Genomic DNA, 17298 nt, shown 5'->3' on the forward strand with positions numbered 1-17298 from the left:
GCCGATGGCGGGCCCGGGAGCGCGTTTCCGCCTGTCCGACCTCGCCGCCCGCTTCGGGCTCGAGGTGCAGGGGGATGATGGCTCGCTCGCCATCCAGGCCGTGGCCCCCCTGCAGGCCGCCACGCCCCCCGAGGGAGCGCTCGCCTTCCTCGCCAACCCGGCCTACCGCAGGCACCTCGCCGACACCCGGGTGGCGGCGGTGGTGCTGCACCCGGACGAGGCCGCGCACTGCCCGGTGCCCTGCCTGCTCTCGCGCAATCCCTATGCGGACTACGCCCGCATCGCCGCCCTGTTCGAGCCGCGGGCGGAAGCCCCGCCCGGCATCCATCCCAGCGCCGTGGTGGCTCCCGACGCCGAGGTCGACGCCTCGGCCCACATCGGCCCGCTCTGCGTGGTCGGCGCCCGCAGCCGGGTGGCCGCGGGCGCGGTGCTGGGCCCCGGCTGCGTGCTGGGCGAGGACTGCGTGGTCGGCCCCGGCAGCCGGCTGGTGGCGCGGGTCACCCTGGTCACCCGGGTGCGGCTCGGCGCCCGCGTGCTGGTGCATCCCGGCGCCGTGCTCGGGGCCGACGGCTTCGGCCTCGCCTTCGACGCCGGCCGCTGGCTGAAGGTGCCGCAGCTCGGCGGCGTGGTGGTGGGCGACGACTGCGAGATCGGCGCCAACACCACCATCGACCGCGGCGCCATCGAGGACACCGTGCTCGAGGAGGACGTGCGCCTCGACAACCAGATCCAGATCGGCCACAACGTGCGCATCGGCGCCCACACCGCCATGGCCGGCTGCGTGGCGGTGGCCGGCTCGACCCGCATCGGCCGCGGCTGCCTCATCGGCGGCGCCTCGGGCATCGTCGGCCATGTCGAGATCGCCGATGGCGTCACCATCGGGGCCATGAGCCTCGTCACCCATTCCATCGCCGAGCCGGGGGAGTACGCTTCCGGTACGCCCCTGCAGCCGAAGCGCGAATGGCGGAAGAATGCCGCCCGCTTCGGCCAGCTCGACCGACTCGCCAGGCTCGTCCTCAAGAAGACCGACCCCCGCCCATGACCCTGCCCCCGCTTCCGCTCGACGTGCGCTGCATCGAGCGCCTGCTGCCCCACCGCCACCCTTTCCTGCTGGTCGACCGCGTGCTCGAGGTCGAGCCCCGGCAGCGCATCCTCGCGCTGAAGAACGTCACTGCCAGCGAGCCGCATTTCACCGGCCATTTCCCCGGCAACCCGGTGATGCCCGGCGTACTGGTGATCGAGGCCATGGCCCAGGCCGGCGGCCTTTTGTCGATGCTCTCGGAAGGCACGGCCTGCAGCGACAACTCCGGTCCCAGCCAGTTCTATCTGGTCAAGGTGGACAAGGCCCGCTTCTCGAAGATGGTGGTGCCGGGCGACCAGCTGCTGCTGGAGGTGGTGCTCAGGCGCACCATCCGCAACATGGCGCTGTACGAGGGCCGCGCCCTCGTCGAGGGCAGGGAAGTGGCCAGCGCCGAGATGCTCTGCGCGGAGACCAAGGCCGCATGATCCACCCCAGCGCCCTCATCGACCCCAAGGCCCGGCTGGACGAAGGCGTGTCGGTCGGCCCCTTCGCCGTGATCGGGCCGGATGTCGAGATCGGCGCCGGCACCCGCATCGGTCCTTACTGCCAGATCCAGGGCCCGACCCGGATCGGCCGCGACAACGTGATCCACGGCCACGCCAGCCTGGGCGGCGAGCCGCAGGACAAGAAGCACAAGGGGGAGCCCACCCGGCTGGAGATCGGCGACCGCAACACGATCTTCGAGTTCACCACCTTCTCGCGCGGCACGGTGGACGGCGGCGGGCTCACGAGGATCGGCAGCGACAACTGGATCATGGCCTACGTGCACGTGGCCCACGACTGTCTCGTCGGCAGCCACTGCATCCTCGCCAACAACGCCACCCTGGCCGGGCACGTGGTGCTGGAGGACTGGGTGATCCTCGGCGGCTTCGCCGGCATCCACCAGTTCTGCCGCATCGGCGCCCATGCCTTCATCGGCATGGGCAGCCTGGTGAACGCCGACGTGGCGCCCTTCGTGATCGTGGCCGACAAGTACGCCGTGCCACGCGGCATCAATGCCGAGGGGCTGAAGCGCCGCGGCTTCGGGGCCGAGCGCATCGCCGCCATCAAGCGCGCCTACCGCGCGGTGTTCATGTCCGGGGCACCGCTGGCCGAGGCCAAGGCGCAGCTCGCCGAGGCCGCCGAGGGCTCGGAGGACGTGGCGCGGATGCTCGCCTTCATCGAGAAGAGCGAACGCGGCCTGCTGCGCTGAGCATGGCCCCGCGCATCGCCCTCGTCGCCGGCGAGGCCTCGGGCGACCTGCTCGGCGCCGCGCTGGCCCGCGACCTCAAGGCCCTGTTCCCGGACGCGGAGCTCGCCGGCGTGGCCGGGCCGGGCATGCGCGCCGCCGGCGTGGCGGCCTGGCACGACTGCGAGGAACTCGCGGTGATGGGCCTCGTGGAGGTGCTGAAGCACCTGCCGCGCCTGCTGCGCCTGCGCCGCGCCCTGCGCGAACGCCTGCTGGCCTGGCGGCCGGACGTGGTGGTCGGCATCGACGCGCCGGACTTCAACCTCGGCCTCGAGCGCTGGCTGAAAGCGCGCGGCCTGCGCACCGTGCACTACGTCAGCCCCTCGGTCTGGGCCTGGCGCGAGGGCCGCGCGGCGCGCATGGGCCGCAGCGCCGACCGCGTGCTCTGCCTGTTCCCGATGGAGCCGCCCATCTACGCCCGGCATGGCGTCGAGGCCCGTTTCGTCGGCCATCCGCTGGCCGGCATGCTGCCCCTGCATCCCGACCGCGAGGCCGCCCGCCGCGCGCTCGGCCTGCCGGAGGAAGGCGAGTGGCTGGCCCTGCTGCCCGGCAGCCGCGGTGGCGAGATCGCCCGCCTCGGCCCGGTGTTCCTCGATACCGTGGCGCGGCTGCTCGCCCGCCGCCCCGGCCTGCGGGTGCTGGCGCCGATGGCCAACCCGCGCTGCCGCGCGCGCTTCACCCGGCTGCTGGCCGCGCATCCGCAGTCACTGGTCCTGCATGCCGCGCTGCACCTCGTCGATGGCCGCGCCCGCGAGGCCATGGTGGCCAGCAATGCCGTCCTGCTCGCCTCCGGCACGGCGGCGCTGGAGGCCATGCTGGCCAAGCGGCCGATGGTGGTGGCCTACCGCATCGCCCCGCTCACCCACTTCATCGTCAAGCGCCTCGGCCTGCTCAAAGTCGATCGCTACAGCCTGCCCAACGTGCTGGCCGGCGAGGCCCTGGTGCCCGAGCGCATGCAGGGCGACTGCCGGGCCGAGGTGCTGGCCGCGGACGTGGAGCGCCTGCTGGAGGAAGGCCTGACGCCGGCCCAGCGCCTGCGCTTCGAGGGCCTTCACGAGGCCCTGTTCGCCCCCTCGCCGCGGGCCGCCGCGGAGGCGGTGGCCGGCCTGCTGCCGGGCGCGCCGCCGGCTTGAGCCCGGGCATGCCGCGCCCCCGCGCCCCTGCGAGCGCCTTTCACGATCCGTCCTGGGACGGTCCGGCGCTCGCCGGCGTGGACGAGGCCGGGCGCGGCCCGCTGGCCGGCCCCGTGGTGGTGGCCGCCGTGGTGCTCGATCCGGCACGGCGCATCGACGGCCTTTGCGACTCCAAGCGGCTGACCGAAGCAGCCCGCGAGGCCCTGTTCCCCGAGATCCAGGCCCGGGCCCGGGCTTTCGCCATCGTCGCAGTGGAAGCCGAGGAGATCGACCGGCTCAACATCCTGCGCGCCACCCTCGAAGGCATGCGCCGCGCAGTGGCGATGCTGGCCCCGGCGCCCGAGCGCGTGCTGGTGGACGGCAACCGCCTGCCCCCCGGCCTGCCCCTGCCTGCCGAGGCGGTGGTGAGGGGCGATGCCCGGGTGGCAGCGATCTCGGCAGCCTCCATCCTCGCCAAGGTGGCCCGCGACCGGCGGATGCGCGAGGCCGAGGCCCTCCATCCCGGCTACGGCTTCGCCCTGCACAAGGGCTATCCCACCCCCGCGCATCTCGAGGCCCTGCAGCGCCTCGGCCCCTGCCCACTGCACCGGCGCAGCTTCGCCCCGGTGCGCGAGTACTGCCGCCCGGGGCTGTTCGAGGCCTGAGCGCCGCGCGTGACTTCCGGCACCGGGCCGCTGGTCATGCTGACTTTCGTGACTTACGCCCCCTTTCGGCCCGGCCGCAGACTGCGCGCACATCGCCCCTCCTCCCCTTGCCGGCGATGTGACTGGAGACCGCCATGAACCGCAGCCCTGCCCCCCAGACCCCCGCCGTCCGCACACCGGAGGCTCCCGCCACCCCGGCCGCCACGCCGCTGGAGCGCCTGCAGGCCGAGAAGCAGGCCTTGATGGCCCTGGCCGCCGAGGTGGCGCGGCTCGAGCGCCGCCTGCACCGCGACCGCAGCTACGCTGAGCTGCACTACGCCGCCTGAGCGGGCCTGCAAGTCAAGCCTTGTCCCTCCCCCGGGGGGGACGTAGCCTGCGGCGTCTGTCCCGGACGCCGCCATGCCGCCCCGCTACGTCCATCTCAACGTCCACAGCGAATACGCGCTGACGGACTCCACCATCCGCCTGCCCGCGCTCGCCGCGCGGGTGGCGGCGCACGGGCAGCCGGCGGTGGCACTCACCGACCCGACCAACCTGTTCGGGCTGGTGAAGTTCTACAAGGAAGCCGAGAGCCGCGGCATCAAGCCGGTGGCCGGGGCCCAGCTGCTGGTGGACGACGGCGAGCAGCCCCTGGGCCGGGTGACCGCCTGGTGCATCGACCGCCGCGGCTATCTCTCGCTCTCGCGGCTGATCACCCGCGCCTACGCCGAAGGGCAGCGCGGCGACATCCTCGGCGTGCGCCCGGAGTGGCTGTTCGCCGAGCACGAGGGCCTGATCCTCGCTCTCGGCCACGGCAGCCCGGCAGGAACGCTGATCGCCGCCGGCCGCGAGGAGCAGGCCGCCCACTGCCTCGAGCAGTACGCCCGCCATTTCGATGACCGGCTGTACGTGGAGCTCACCCGCACCGGCAAGCCCGGCGAGGAGGCCTTCAACCGCACCGTGCTGGAACTCGCCGCCGCCCGCGGACTGCCGGCCATCGCCAGCAATGCCGTGCGTTTCCTCGAGCGCGGCGATTTCGATGCCCATGAAGCCCGGGTCTGCATCGCCACCGGCCGCGTGCTCGATGACCCGAAGCGCCCGCGCGAGTTCAGTCCCGAGCAGTACCTGAAATCGACGGAGGAGATGGAAGCCCTCTTCCACGACCTGCCCGAGGCGCTCGAGAACACCGTCGATCTTGCCGCCCGCTGCAACCTCGAGCTCAGGCTCGGCACCTACTACCTGCCGGCCTTCCCGGTGCCGGAGGGCGAGACGCTCGATACCTGGATCCGCGCGGAAGCCGAGCGCGGCCTGGCCCGCCGCCTCGCCAGCCATCCCCCGGCCGCCGGCCGCAGCGAGGCCGACTACGCCGAACGCCTCACCCGCGAAGTCGACGTCATCATCAAGATGGGCTTCCCCGGCTACTTCCTGATCGTGGCCGACTTCATCAACTGGGCGAAGCAGAACGGCATCCCGGTGGGGCCGGGCCGTGGCTCGGGCGCCGGCTCGCTGGTGGCCTATGCGCTCGGCATCACCGACCTCGACCCGCTGGCCTACGACCTGCTGTTCGAGCGCTTCCTCAACCCCGAGCGCGTGTCGATGCCGGACTTCGACATCGACTTTTGCATGGACCGGCGTGACGAGGTGATCGAGTACGTCAGCCGCAAGTACGGCGCCGACCGGGTGAGCCAGATCATCACCTACGGCACCATGGCGGCGAAGGCGGTGGTGCGCGACTGCGGCCGCGTGCTCGGCCACCCCTACGGCTTCGTGGATGGCGTGGCCAAGCTGATCCCGAACGTGCTCGGCATCGGCCTTGCCGACGCGCTCGGCGAGACCGAGAAGGGCAAGACCGACGAGGCCGTACGCTCGACCGAGCTGATCGAACGCTACGGGCGCGAGGACGAGGTGCGCGACCTCATCGACCTTGCCCGCCAGCTCGAGGACCTCACCCGCAACGCCGGCAAGCACGCCGGCGGCGTGGTGATCGCGCCCTCGCCGCTCACCGACTTCTGCCCGCTGTTCTCGGAACCGGGCGGCAAGGGCGCGGTGACGCAGTTCGACAAGGACGACGTCGAGGCCATCGGCCTCGTGAAGTTCGACTTCCTCGGCCTGCGCACGCTCACCATCATCGACTGGACGGTGAAGGCCATCAACCGGCGGCGGGCCGCCGCCGGCGAGCCGCCGCTCGACATCAGCCGCATCCCGCTCGACGACCGCGCCACCTTCGAGCTGTTCAGCCGGGCGCAGACGGTGGCGGTGTTCCAGTTCGAATCCTCGGGCATGCGCAACCTGCTGCGCGAGGCCCGGCCCGACCGCTTCGAGGACCTGATCGCCCTGGTGTCGCTGTTCCGCCCGGGCCCGATGGACCTGATCCCCAGCTTCAATGCCCGCAAGCACGGCAGGGAGGCGGTGGAATACCCCGATCCGCGGGTGGAACCGGTGCTCAGGGAGACCTACGGCATCATGGTCTACCAGGAGCAGGTGATGCAGATGGCGCAGGTGTTGGGCGGCTATTCGCTCGGCGGCGCCGACCTGCTGCGCCGCGCCATGGGCAAGAAGAAGCCCGAGGAGATGGCCAAGCACCGCGCCATGTTCCGCGAGGGCGCGGCGAAGAACGGCCTCGACGAGGCCAAGGCCGACGCCGTCTTCGACCTGATGGAGAAGTTCGCCGGCTACGGCTTCAACAAGTCGCATGCGGCCGCCTACGCGCTGGTCTCCTACCAGACCGCCTGGCTCAAGACCCACTACCCGGCCGAGTTCATGGCCGCGGTGCTGTCCTCCGACATGGACAACACCGACAAGGTGGTGAACTTCCTCGAGGAAGCCCGGGCGATGCAGCTCACCGTGCTGCCGCCCAAGGTGAACGCCTCGGCGACCATGTTCGAGGCCACCGACGCCCGCACCATCCGCTACGGCCTCGGCGCCATCAAGGGGGTCGGCACCGGGCTCTGCCAGGCCATCGTCGAGGCCCGCGAGGCGCGCGGCCCGTTCCGCGACCTGCTGGATTTCTGCGAGCGCGTCGATCCGACGAAGCTGAACCGCCGCGCGGTGGAGGCCATGGCCAATGCCGGCGCGCTCGATGGCCTCGCTCCCAATCGCGCCTCCCTGCTGCTGCAGCTGCCGGAGGCGATGAAGGCCAGCGAACAGGCGGCCCGCGCCGCGGCTGCGGGCCAGGTCTCGCTGTTCGGAGGCTTTGCCGAAGCGCCGGTGGCCAAGGTCGACCTGCCGGTCTGCGAGGAATGGCCGTTGGAACAGCTGCTGGCCGGCGAGCGCGAGACCCTCGGCCATTACCTCAGCGGCCATCCCATCGACCCCTGGCGCGAGGAGCTCGCCGAGCTGGTGCCGCTCCATCTCGGCGAGGTGGAAGCCGCCTGGCAGCAGCGCAAGGACCGCCGCGGCGAAGCCAGCCTGGTGCTGGCCGGCCTGGTGGGCAGCGTGCGCAAGCGGGGGGATGCCATGGCCTTCGCCCAGATCGACGACGGCCGCGGCCAGATCGAACTGGCCTTTTTCCGTGAGGCCAATACCGGCTTCGGCCATCTGCTGACCAAGGACGCCATCCTCGTGGTCGAGGGGCAGGTAGTGGCCGACCGCGTGAGCGGCGCCTTATCGATGCGGGTGAGGCAGGCCTGGGACTTCCGCGCCCTGCTCGACACCCACGCCCGGCAGCTACGGGTGAAGGCCGACCTGCGCGGCCGCGGCAGCAGCGAGCAGTTGCTCGGCCTACTGGCGGAATACCGGCCGGGCGGCACGCCGTTGCGACTCGAGGTACGCCGCCCCGGGATGACAGGCTGCCTCGAGTTCGGTGGCCGGCAGGGGGTGCGGGTGGCCGCCGACCTGCTCTCCCGCCTGCGCCGCCTGCCCTTCGTCGACGAGGTGAAACTGCAGCTGCACCGGCCCTGGCAGACGGCCTGAGAGGTCCGTCACGCTTCCCGCCCCATTCCCACCGTGGCCCCGCCCCCTTCCGCCCGGCTAGACTCTTTGCTCTAGCGTCCGGGCAAACCGCCCCGAACGCCCCCGAGCTTGCCCCCGAATGAACCCGAACTTCCTCGATTTCGAACAACCGATCGCCGACCTCGAAGCCAAGATCAACGAGCTTCGGCATGCCAGCACCGGCCCGGCGGTGGACATCGAGAACGAAATCCGCGGCCTCGAGGAGAAGCTCAAGGCGCGCACGGCCGAGATCTTCGCCAGCCTCAGCCCGTGGCAGATCAGCCAGCTCGCCCGCCACCCGCAGCGGCCCTACACCCTCGACTACCTCGGCCTCATCTGCGAGGAGTTCCATGAGCTGGCCGGCGACCGCGCCTTCGCCGACGATCCGGCGATCGTCGGCGGGCTCGCCCGCATCGATGGCCGCAGCGTGATGGTGATCGGCCACCAGAAAGGCCGCGACACCAAGAGCAAGATCCGCCGCAACTTCGGCATGCCGCGCCCCGAGGGCTACCGCAAGGCCCTGCGCCTGATGCAGATGGCCGAGCGCTTCCGCCTGCCCGTCCTCACCTTCATCGACACCCCGGGCGCCTACCCCGGCATCGGCGCCGAGGAGCGCGGCCAGAGCGAGGCCATCGCCCGCAACCTGATGGAGATGGCCGAGCTCGAGGTGCCCATCCTCTGCACCGTGATCGGCGAGGGCGGCTCGGGCGGCGCGCTCGCCATCGGCGTGGGCGACCTCACTCTGATGCTGGAATACAGCACCTACTCGGTGATCTCCCCCGAGGGCTGCGCCTCGATCCTGTGGAAGAGCGCCGACAAGGCCAAGGAGGCCGCCGAGGCCATGGGCCTCACCGCCCCGCGCCTGAAGGAGCACGGGCTGATCGACCTCGTGGTGAAGGAACCCCTGGGCGGGGCCCACCGCGACCCCGCCGCCATGGCCCAGGCCCTCAAGACCACCCTGATGGCGGAACTGGCCCGGCTGGACCCGGTGCCGGTGCCGGAACTGCTGGAACGCCGCTACGCCCGCCTCCGGCGTTACGGCGCCTTCGCCACGGCGTAAGCTGGCCGGGCCGTGACCGCCGTCCCGGTCACGGCGTGAGCCCCCGCCCAGAACGGCCGCTCTTGTCCCGCCGTTCAGGCTTTTCTGTCGGCGGGCACTAAAGTGCCGCGCGCCTCGAGCGGTCGACGAGGTCGCGCTCCCCTTCCGAGGACTCCCACATGAAAGCAGTTTTGGCAAGCAGCATCGCGGCCCTGCTGGCCGCGGGCGGCCTGCACGCGCAGAGCAGCGTGCAGATCACCGGCTTCGGCCAGGTCGTGGCCGGCACCGTCACCTCCGGCAACAGCCACCCGGGCACCGGCTACGACCGCGACTGGGACTTCAAGGACGAATCCCTCTTCGCCATCCAGTTCCGCGGCGATCTCAACGAGCAGTGGTCGGCCACGGCGCAGATCGTGGCCACCGGCCGCGAGGATTTCGAGCCCGAGTTCGCCTGGGCCTATGTCGGCTGGAATGGCGGCAATGGCTGGTCGGCCAAGCTCGGCCGCCAGCGCATCCCCTTCTACCGCTACTCCGACTTCCTGCAGGTGGGCTATGCCTACCCCTGGCTGCGCCCGCCGCACGCCGTCTACAACCTGCCCTTCAGCAACTTCGACGGCGGCAGCCTCAGCTGGTCCTTCGCCGGCGGCGAGTGGTTCAACACGCTCTCGCTGGTGGGCGGCAAGCACAACAGCGATCTCACGCTCTCCGGCCAGCCGGCCGAGATCGAGCTCAAGGGCCTCGTGGGCCTGACCTACGAGGGCACCTACGCCGACTGGCTCACCCTGCGCGCCGGCTACTTCGAGGCCGACGTCACCATCGATGCCCAGGCCCTGAACCCGCTGTTCGCCACCCTGCGCGGCAACGGCTTCGGCATCGTGGCGGATGCGCTCGACGTGGCCCGTGACCCGGGCTCCTTCCTCGGTCTTGGCGCCGAGATCAACCACGGCAACTGGCTGTTCGTGGCCGAGGCCACCTGGGTCGAGGCCGACCGCACCTACCTCACCGACAAGAAGCAGTTCTACGTCACCGCCGGCCACCGCTTCGGCAGCTGGACTCCCACCCTCACCTACGGCCGCCGCAAGGGCGATGCGAAGACCGGAATCGTCGGCCTCATCCCCAATGTGCCCCCGCTCGTGCCGCTGCGCACCGCGGTCACGCAGGTAGTACTCTCCGACAGCCTCGATGCCGATTACCTCAGCTTCGGCCTGCGCTGGGACCTCTCGAACAACGTGGCGCTGAAGGGCGACTTCACCAAGTACGAGAACAAGGGCCCGGTAGGCGTGACCAACGAATCCGACGCGCTCGCGCTCGGTGTCGTGTTCACCTTCTGACAGGAGGCCGACCATGAACCGCATCCTCGCCATTGCCGCCCTCGCGCTCGCCTTCGCCCTGCCGGCCCACGCCGGCAAGGTAGTGGTGGCCGCCAACTCCAGCCAGGGCCCGCTCAGCAAGGCCGATGTGCAGGCCATCTTCCTCGGCCGCACCCCCACCGTCGGCGGGCAGCCGGCCGTCATCGTGTTCCAGAAGGGGCCGGTGCGGGCCACGTTCGAGAACGAAGTGCTCGGCCGCTCCGGTGCCCAGCTCACCTCGCACTGGTCGCGCCTCGTCTTCACCGGCCGCGCCAAGCAGCCGGAGGAGGTGGCCGACGACGCCGCGGTGAAGGCCAAGGTGGCCGCCACCCCCGGTGCCATCGGCTACATCAGCGCGGGGGCCGTGGACAGCAGCGTGAAGGTGCTCTTCGAGTTCTGAGCCCCGCCACGCGCTTCCTGAATACGCCCGCCGGCCTCCCGGCGGGCGTTTTTCGTTTGCGGGAGGGCGAAGGCGCAGGGCAGGCTTGGCGGATGCCCGAGACCCCGCCCCTACCGCTGCTCGACCCGCCCGCCGGGGCACCGCGGCACTGGCTGCTGGGCTTTTCCGGCGGCCGCGATTCGACCGTGCTGCTGCATGCGCTGGCCCAACGCGCCCGCCACGAGGGCCGGCGCCTGCGGGCGCTGCACGTCCACCACGGCCTGCACCCCGAGGCCGATGCCTGGGCGGCGCAATGCGCGGCCTTCGCCGCGCAGTTCGGAATTCCCCTCGAAGTCCGCCGGGTGACGGTGCGCCCGGCCGGCCGCGGCCTCGAGGACGCGGCGCGGCAGGCCCGCCATGCGGCCTTCGCCGCGGCCCTAGGCGAGGACGAATGCCTGGTGCTGGCCCACCACCGCGGCGACCAGGCCGAGACCCTGCTGCTCGCCCTGCTGCGCGGCAGCGGCGAGCGCGGTCTGGCGGGCATGCGCCCCTTCACCCGCGATGCCCGCGGACCGGTGTGGCGGCCGCTGCTCGCCACACCGCCCGCCGAGGTGCAGGCCTATGCCGAGGCCCATGGCCTGCGCTGGGTGGAAGACCCCGCGAACGCCGAGCTCCGCTTCGACCGCAACCGCCTGCGCCACACGGTGCTGCCCCTGCTGCAAGGCCACTGGCCCGGGGTCGAGGCCGCGCTGGCGCATAGCGCCGCGCATCTCGCCGAGGCCGATGCCCTGCTGCAGGCCCAGGCGCGGGCCGACCTCGCGCCCCTGCTCGGCCTGGACGGCCGCAGCCTAGCCCTCGACGGGCTGCATGCCCTGCCCCCGGAACGGGCCCGCCGCGCCCTGCGCCGCTGGATGGACGAGGCCGGCGTGCGCGCCACCCGCGATGCCCTCGAGCGCGTGCTGGGCCCCTGGCGCGGGCAGCCCGGCGGCCGCGCCCTGCGCCATGCCCAGGGCACGCACTGGCTGCGGCAATGGGGCGGGCGGCTCTGGCTCACGCCGCGCCGCGCCGCGCCCGCGCCCGCGCCGCAGGGTCCAGTGCACTGGGAAGGCCGCACACCACTGCCGCTTCCCGACGGCGGCGAACTTTCCCTGCTCGGCGCCCCGGCGCTCGCCGTGCCGCTGCGCCTCGGTTTCCGGGCCGATGCCCCCGCCCGCGTGCGGCTTGCCGGGGCCGCGCGCCCACGCCGGCTCTCCGACTGCCTCGCCGGCCTCGGCATCCCGCCCTGGCAGCGCGAGAGCGTGCCGCTGCTGCTCGACGGGCAAGGAGACGTGCTCGCGATCGCCGATCTCGCCTACGCCCCGGCCTTCGACGCCTGGCTGCGCCAGCACGGGGCGCGGCTCGCATGGCGGCCCGGCGAGGCCGGCGGGTAGACTTCGCCCATGAGCACGACCCCGACGCCCCCGCAGGACTTCGAGCGTTCGCTGGACGAACTCGAGGCCCTGGTGCAGAAGCTGGAAGCCGGCGACCTCAGCCTCGAAGAATCGCTGGGCGCCTACGAGCGCGGCGTGGCCCTGTACCGCCAGTGCCAGAGCGCGCTGGAACAGGCCGAGCTGCGCATCAAGCTGCTCGTCGACCCCGCCGACCCCGGCAGCGCCCGCGAGTTCCGCCCCGATGGCGAGTGAGCCGGTGCTCGGCGCCTGGCGCCGGCGCATCGACGGCTTTCTCGACCGGGCTCTCTCGGCTCCGGCCCGCGCCACCCGCCTGCACGAAGCCATGCGCTATGCCGTGCTCGGCGAGGGCAAGCGCCTGCGCCCCCTGCTCGTCTACGCCGCCGCCGCCGCCCTCGGCCGTCCGCCGCAGGGGGAGGTCGATGCCCTCGACCATGCCGCCGCCGCGGTGGAACTGGTGCACGCCTACTCGCTGGTGCACGACGACCTGCCGGCGATGGACGATGACGCCCTGCGCCGCGGCCGGCCCACGGTGCACGTGGCCTTCGACGAGGCCATTGCCATCCTCGCCGGCGATGCCCTGCAGGCCGAGGCCTTCGCCCTGCTCGCCGCCGCGCCGGCCCCGGCCGAGGCGCGGGTGGCGGCGCTGGCCGAGCTCGCGCAGGCCGCCGGGCTGCAGGGCATGTGCGGCGGGCAGGCCATCGACATGGCCCTGACCGGCCACGAGGCCTCGCTGGAGGTGCTGGCCGACATGCACCGGCGCAAGACCGGGGCCCTGATCGAGGCTGCGGTGCTGATGGGGGGCCGGCTGGCCGGCGCCGACGCGGCGCGGCTCTCCGCCCTGCGCGAGGTCGGCGCCCTGCTCGGCCTCGCCTTCCAGATCAAGGACGACCTGCTGGACGCCGAGGCCGACTCGGCCACGCTCGGCAAGACCGCCGGCAAGGACGCGGCGCAGGGCAAGAGCACCTATGTGAACCTGCTGGGTCTCGACGGCGCGCGGGCCCGGCTCGAGGCCACCGCCGAGGCCCTGCAGGCGGCGCTGGCCCAGCTGCGCGGCCTGACGGACGGGACCGGTCGGGCCGCGGCCGGAAACGGCGACGGCCAGGCCCTCGCGGACCTGGCCGTCATGGCCGTGCGGCGCGCGCGCTGAAGCGCTTCGCTTACTTCACGAGGCGCAGCGCGAAGGGATAGCGGTAGTACTGCCCCTCGTTGGCCTTGATGGCAGCCATGATCAACAACACCAGCGCAACGAGACCAATGGCTGCCATAAAAAGAAACAGCATGATCGCAATAAGCCAACCGATGACCGGAATCCAGCCAATGGTCGCGCTGATGATCATGCAGGTCACCAAGAGGATAAAAACCGTTAGGGAAAAATTGAGCGCCTCCTTGGCCTGATCGACGACCAAACCCTTGTCGGCTTGATCCTTATGGATCAGCCAGATCAAGAGGGGCCCAAGGAAGGAGAAGAGGATGGCCGACAGATGGGCCAACATCGCCATGGTTCGCTGATCAGAATCCCCGGAAGGATTGCCCGGAGCAGGCGGCGGCGAAAAGGCATCAGACATGAGACTCCCCTTGGTGCGTGGATGCGTGCCGGCACTGTCGTGAATGGGTGAACGCGTGTCAAGGCACGATGGCCCCGCCGCCCGGCACGGGCCTCAGCCGCCGGCTCCCCCGGCCACGGTCATCCGCCCCACCAGCACGCTGCCCACCGCGGTGGCCGAGCGCGGGTCGATGTCGCGGCCGATGGCCTCGATGGCGGCGTACATCTCGCGCAGGTTGGAGGCGATGGTGAGCTCGTCCACCGGGTAGGCGATGGCGCCCTCCTCCACCCAGAAGCCTGCGGCGCCCCGCGAGTAGTCGCCGGTGACGGTATTCACGCCCTGTCCCATCAGCTCGGTGACCACGAGGCCCCGGCGCATGCCGGCGAGGATGGCCTCGAAGCCCTCGGCATTGGCCGAGACCTCGAGGTTGTGCACGCCGCCGGCATTGCCGGTGCTCTCGAGGCCCAGGCGGCGCGCCGAGTAGCTGCCGAGCACGTAGCGGGCGAGCAGGCCATCGTCGATCAGCGGCGACTCGCGGGTGGCCACGCCCTCGGCGTCGAAATCGCCGCTGCGCCAGCCGCGCGGCAGGTGCGGGCGCTCCAGGATCCGCACCCAGTGCGGGAACAGGCGCTGGCCCACGGCGCCGAGCAGGAAGCTGGCCTTGCGGTACAGCGCCCCGCCCGAGACCGCGCCCACCAGGTGCGCCACCAGGCTGCGCGCCACCTCGGGCACGAACAGCACCGGGAATTCGCCGGTGGGCGCCGGGCGCGGATCGAGCCGCGCCAGGGTGCGCTCGGCGGCCTTGCGCCCCACCTGCGCAGCCGGCTCGAGATCGGCGGCGCGCAGCGCGGCGCTGTACCAGTGCTGGCCCTGCATGGCCTCGCCCTCGCCGGCGATCAGGGCCACGCTGATCGAATGGCTGGTGCTCTTCTCGGTGCCGAGGAATCCATGCGAATTGGCGTACACGTGCAGCCCGGCCTGGGTCGAGACGCCGGCCCCGTCGGCATTGCGGATGCGCGGATCGAAGGCACGGCCCGCCGCCTCGGCCTCCAGGGCGAGTTCGATGGCGGCCTCGGCCTCGATCGGCCAGGGATGCCACTGGTCGAAATCGCGCGGCGCACGCGCCAGCCGCTCCGGATCGGCCAGGCCGGCCGCGGGGTCTTCCTCGGTGTGGCGGGCGATGGCGCAGGCCATCTCCACCGTGCGCTTCAGGCTTTCGGGCTTGAGGTCGGCGGTGCTGGCCTGGGCTTTTCGCTTGCCGAAGTAGACGGTGATCGCCACCCCGCGGTCGCGGGTGCGCTCCACCGACTCCACCTCGCCCATGCGCACATTGACATTGAGGCCGCGCTCGTCGTTCGCCGCCACTTCGGCCTGGCTGGCGCCGAGGCGGCGGGCCTCGGCCAGCGCGAGGGTGGCGAGTTCGGCGAGGGCATCGAGGGCGGGACCGGGATCGTCCGGGGCGTGCTGGGTCACTGCGGTATCCTTGGCGTTGTTTCAGACGATGGCAGGCGCATGCGCGGACGCGACCCCGAGACCGGCGAATACCTCGACGAGAGCCGCAGCCAGAAGCGGCGCGAGGCGCTGGACGTGCTGGCCATGGCCGGCAAGCTGATGGAGGCGAGCCGCGCCACCCTGGGGCAGCTGCCGCTGCCGGACGACCTGCGGGCGCTGGTGATCGACTCGCAGCGCATCACCTCGCACATCGCGCGCAAGCGGCAGACGCAGTACCTCGCCAAGCAGATGCGCCGCGAGAGCGAGGAGGTGCTGGACGCGCTGCGCGCCGCCCTCGAGCATACGAAGGAGGATGCGCGCCGCGAGGCGGCGGCCCTGCACCGCATCGAGCACTGGCGGCAGCGCCTCATCGACGAGGGCGATGCGGCGCTCGCCGAGTTCCTGGCCGCCCATCCCGCGGCCGACCGCCAGCAACTGCGGGCCCTGGTGCGCAATGCCCGGGCCGAACGCCTGGCCAACCGGCCGCCGCACAGTTTCCGCGAGCTGTTCCGCGTGCTGCGCGCGCTGATGGCGGAGGCGGAAGAGGCAGCCGAGGACGAGGCCGGCGTGCCCTACGAGGACGGCGACGCGCCGCGCGGGGACTGAGCTCACGCCTTCGTCCCGCCCACCGTCATCTGGGCGATCTTGAGCGAGGGCTGGCCGACACCCACCGGCACGCTCTGGCCCTGCTTGCCGCAGATGCCCACGCCGGCATCCAGCCGCAGGTCGTTGCCCACCATCACCACCCGGTTCATCACCTCCGGGCCATTGCCGATCAGGGTGGCGCCCTTCACCGGCGCCACGATGCGGCCTTTTTCGATGAGATAGGCCTCGCTGGCCGAGAACACGAACTTGCCGGTGGTGATGTCCACCTGGCCACCGCCGAAGTTCGGGGCGTAGAGGCCGCGCTCCACCGAGGCGATCATCTCCTCCAGCGTGTGCGGCCCCGGGGCCATGGTGGTATTGGTCATGCGCGGCATGGGCAGGTGGGCGAAGCTCTCGCGGCGGCCGTTGCCGGTGCGCGCCACGCCCATCAGCCGGGCATTGAGGCTGTCCTGCATGTAGCCCTTGAGGATGCCGTCCTCGATCAGCACGGTGCGCTGGGTGGGCTCACCCTCGTCGTCGATGTTGAGCGAGCCGCGGCGTGCGTCCAGCGTGCCGTCATCGATCACGGTGACGCCCGGCGCGGCGACGCGCTCGCCGATGCAGCCAGAATAGATGGACGTGCCCTTGCGGTTGAAATCGCCCTCGAGGCCATGGCCCACGGCCTCGTGCAGCAGCACGCCGGGCCAGCCGGGGCCGAGCACCACCGGCATGGCGCCGGCCGGGGCCTCGATGGCCTCGAGGTTCACCAGCGCCTGGCGCAGCGCCTCCTTCGCGAGGCCTTCCGCGCGCCCCCCCGCGAACAGCTCGCGGTAATCGAAGCGCCCGCCGCCGCCGGCATAGCCGGATTCACGGCGCCCACCCTGCTCGACGATCACCTGCACATTGAAGCGCACCAGCGGCCGCACGTCGGCGGCGAGGGTGCCGTCGCCGCGGGCCACCAGCACGGTGTCCACCGTGGCCGAGAGCGAGACGCTGACCTGCACCACCCGCGGGTCGGCGGCCCGCACCCAGGCCTCGATCTCGCGCAGCTTCGAGAGCTTGGCCTCGGGACCGAGCCCTTCGATGGGGTCGATGGCCGGGTACAGCGCATGCCCGGCCACCACGATGCGCTGGCCGCGCACGGCCTCGGGGCCGCCGCGGCTGATGGCGCGGGCGGCGCGGGCCGATTCGCGCAGGGCCGGCAGCTCGAGCTCGTCGGTGTAGGCGAAGCCGGTCTTCTCGCCACTGATGGCGCGCACGCCCACGCCCTGCTCGATGCTGTGGGCGCCGTCCTTGACGATGCCGTCCTCCACCGTCCAGCTCTCGCGTCGGCTGTGCTGGAAATAGAGGTCGGCCTCGTCCACTCCCGGCCCCATCAGCTCGGCCAGCACCCGCTCGACATCGTCGAGGCCGAGGCCGGTGGGGGCGAGCAGGGTGCGTTCGGCAATGGCGAGACTGGACATGG

17 protein-coding genes are annotated in these 17298 nt (G+C 71.9%); 14 read left to right on the plus strand and 3 right to left on the minus strand.

Annotated elements, in window-relative coordinates; all coding sequences use genetic code 11:
• The first annotated feature begins 4 nt into the window (after positions 1-4).
• The 13 genes from lpxD to G408_RS0111905 all read left to right on the plus strand — a co-directional run bounded on the left by lpxD (position 5) and on the right by G408_RS0111905 (position 13360).
• A complete protein-coding gene (gene lpxD / locus G408_RS0111845; protein ID WP_028771257.1) occupies positions 5-1042 on the plus strand; it encodes a UDP-3-O-(3-hydroxymyristoyl)glucosamine N-acyltransferase in 1038 nt (345 codons plus the stop codon).
• On the plus strand, positions 1039-1506 hold the full coding sequence (gene fabZ / locus G408_RS0111850; protein ID WP_028771258.1) for a 3-hydroxyacyl-ACP dehydratase FabZ: 468 nt from the start codon (positions 1039-1041) through the stop codon (positions 1504-1506). The genes lpxD and fabZ overlap by 4 nt, the downstream gene beginning before the upstream one ends.
• Entirely contained in the window at positions 1503-2273 is a 771-nt protein-coding gene (lpxA, locus tag G408_RS0111855) for an acyl-ACP--UDP-N-acetylglucosamine O-acyltransferase (RefSeq protein ID WP_028771259.1), read from the plus strand. Before fabZ ends, lpxA begins: the two co-directional genes overlap by 4 nt.
• Before the next feature lie 2 nt (positions 2274-2275).
• Positions 2276-3442, plus strand: coding sequence for a lipid-A-disaccharide synthase (gene lpxB, locus G408_RS0111860; RefSeq protein ID WP_037413101.1), 1167 nt, complete (start codon positions 2276-2278; stop codon positions 3440-3442).
• Positions 3443-3450: 8 nt separating this feature from the next.
• On the plus strand, positions 3451-4086 hold the full coding sequence (gene rnhB, locus G408_RS0111865) for a ribonuclease HII (protein WP_051282952.1): 636 nt from the start codon (positions 3451-3453) through the stop codon (positions 4084-4086).
• Between the two features lie 134 nt (positions 4087-4220).
• Positions 4221-4412, plus strand: coding sequence for a hypothetical protein (locus G408_RS0111870; protein WP_028771262.1), 192 nt, complete (start codon positions 4221-4223; stop codon positions 4410-4412).
• A gap of 73 nt (positions 4413-4485) precedes the next feature.
• On the plus strand, positions 4486-7977 hold the full coding sequence (gene dnaE / locus G408_RS0111875) for a DNA polymerase III subunit alpha (protein ID WP_028771263.1): 3492 nt from the start codon (positions 4486-4488) through the stop codon (positions 7975-7977).
• 118 nt (positions 7978-8095) lie between these two features.
• Positions 8096-9055 (plus strand): acetyl-CoA carboxylase carboxyltransferase subunit alpha, encoded by a 960-nt coding sequence (locus G408_RS0111880; protein WP_028771264.1) that lies wholly within the window; start codon positions 8096-8098, stop codon positions 9053-9055.
• 170 nt (positions 9056-9225) lie between these two features.
• Complete coding sequence (locus G408_RS14570; protein WP_051282953.1) at positions 9226-10365, plus strand: porin; 1140 nt, start codon at positions 9226-9228, stop codon at positions 10363-10365.
• Positions 10366-10378: 13 nt separating this feature from the next.
• A complete protein-coding gene (locus tag G408_RS0111890; RefSeq protein ID WP_028771265.1) occupies positions 10379-10783 on the plus strand; it encodes a type 2 periplasmic-binding domain-containing protein in 405 nt (134 codons plus the stop codon).
• Between the two features lie 92 nt (positions 10784-10875).
• Positions 10876-12192, plus strand: a complete 1317-nt coding sequence (gene tilS / locus G408_RS0111895; protein ID WP_028771266.1) for a tRNA lysidine(34) synthetase TilS — start codon at positions 10876-10878, stop codon at positions 12190-12192.
• Between the two features lie 9 nt (positions 12193-12201).
• Positions 12202-12444: an exodeoxyribonuclease VII small subunit gene (locus G408_RS0111900; RefSeq protein ID WP_028771267.1), complete on the plus strand. Its 243-nt coding sequence runs from the start codon at positions 12202-12204 to the stop codon at positions 12442-12444.
• Complete coding sequence (locus G408_RS0111905; protein WP_028771268.1) at positions 12434-13360, plus strand: farnesyl diphosphate synthase; 927 nt, start codon at positions 12434-12436, stop codon at positions 13358-13360. Before G408_RS0111900 ends, G408_RS0111905 begins: the two co-directional genes overlap by 11 nt.
• Before the next feature lie 10 nt (positions 13361-13370).
• Here G408_RS0111905 and G408_RS0111910 read toward each other — a convergent pair whose 3' ends face one another.
• Together G408_RS0111910 and pmbA are read right to left on the minus strand one after the other, a co-directional pair.
• Positions 13371-13778 (minus strand): DUF4870 domain-containing protein, encoded by a 408-nt coding sequence (locus G408_RS0111910; protein ID WP_028771269.1) that lies wholly within the window; start codon positions 13776-13778, stop codon positions 13371-13373.
• Positions 13779-13871: 93 nt separating this feature from the next.
• Complete coding sequence (gene pmbA, locus G408_RS14575) at positions 13872-15230, minus strand: metalloprotease PmbA (protein ID WP_037413104.1); 1359 nt, start codon at positions 15228-15230, stop codon at positions 13872-13874.
• Between the two features lie 39 nt (positions 15231-15269).
• Here pmbA and yjgA point away from each other — a divergent pair, with 39 nt between their 5' ends.
• Positions 15270-15854, plus strand: a complete 585-nt coding sequence (gene yjgA / locus G408_RS0111920) for a ribosome biogenesis factor YjgA (protein WP_028771270.1) — start codon at positions 15270-15272, stop codon at positions 15852-15854.
• Positions 15855-15856: 2 nt separating this feature from the next.
• On the opposite strand, the gene tldD is transcribed toward yjgA, so the two are convergent.
• Positions 15857-17296: a metalloprotease TldD gene (gene tldD, locus G408_RS0111925; RefSeq protein WP_028771271.1), complete on the minus strand. Its 1440-nt coding sequence runs from the start codon at positions 17294-17296 to the stop codon at positions 15857-15859.
• Positions 17297-17298 lie beyond the last annotated feature (2 nt).

Origin of the sequence: Silanimonas lenta DSM 16282, assembly GCF_000429065.1 — a bacterium.
GTDB classification, from domain to species: Bacteria; Pseudomonadota; Gammaproteobacteria; order Xanthomonadales; family Xanthomonadaceae; genus Silanimonas; species Silanimonas lenta.

Bases quoted from the DNA above. Each gene is read 5' to 3' on its own strand.
- lpxD (WP_028771257.1), top strand. From the start codon at position 5: ATGGCGGGCCCGGGAGCGCGTTTCCGCCTGTCCGACCTCGCCGCCCGC.
- fabZ (WP_028771258.1), top strand. From the start codon at position 1,039: ATGACCCTGCCCCCGCTTCCGCTCGACGTGCGCTGCATCGAGCGCCTG.
- lpxA (WP_028771259.1), top strand. From the start codon at position 1,503: ATGATCCACCCCAGCGCCCTCATCGACCCCAAGGCCCGGCTGGACGAA.
- lpxB (WP_037413101.1), top strand. From the start codon at position 2,276: ATGGCCCCGCGCATCGCCCTCGTCGCCGGCGAGGCCTCGGGCGACCTG.
- rnhB (WP_051282952.1), top strand. From the start codon at position 3,451: ATGCCGCGCCCCCGCGCCCCTGCGAGCGCCTTTCACGATCCGTCCTGG.
- G408_RS0111870 (WP_028771262.1), top strand. From the start codon at position 4,221: ATGAACCGCAGCCCTGCCCCCCAGACCCCCGCCGTCCGCACACCGGAG.
- dnaE (WP_028771263.1), top strand. From the start codon at position 4,486: ATGCCGCCCCGCTACGTCCATCTCAACGTCCACAGCGAATACGCGCTG.
- G408_RS0111880 (WP_028771264.1), top strand. From the start codon at position 8,096: ATGAACCCGAACTTCCTCGATTTCGAACAACCGATCGCCGACCTCGAA.
- G408_RS0111890 (WP_028771265.1), top strand. From the start codon at position 10,379: ATGAACCGCATCCTCGCCATTGCCGCCCTCGCGCTCGCCTTCGCCCTG.
- tilS (WP_028771266.1), top strand. From the start codon at position 10,876: ATGCCCGAGACCCCGCCCCTACCGCTGCTCGACCCGCCCGCCGGGGCA.
- G408_RS0111900 (WP_028771267.1), top strand. From the start codon at position 12,202: ATGAGCACGACCCCGACGCCCCCGCAGGACTTCGAGCGTTCGCTGGAC.
- G408_RS0111905 (WP_028771268.1), top strand. From the start codon at position 12,434: ATGGCGAGTGAGCCGGTGCTCGGCGCCTGGCGCCGGCGCATCGACGGC.
- G408_RS0111910 (WP_028771269.1), bottom strand. From the start codon at position 13,778: ATGTCTGATGCCTTTTCGCCGCCGCCTGCTCCGGGCAATCCTTCCGGG.
- yjgA (WP_028771270.1), top strand. From the start codon at position 15,270: ATGCGCGGACGCGACCCCGAGACCGGCGAATACCTCGACGAGAGCCGC.
- tldD (WP_028771271.1), bottom strand. From the start codon at position 17,296: ATGTCCAGTCTCGCCATTGCCGAACGCACCCTGCTCGCCCCCACCGGC.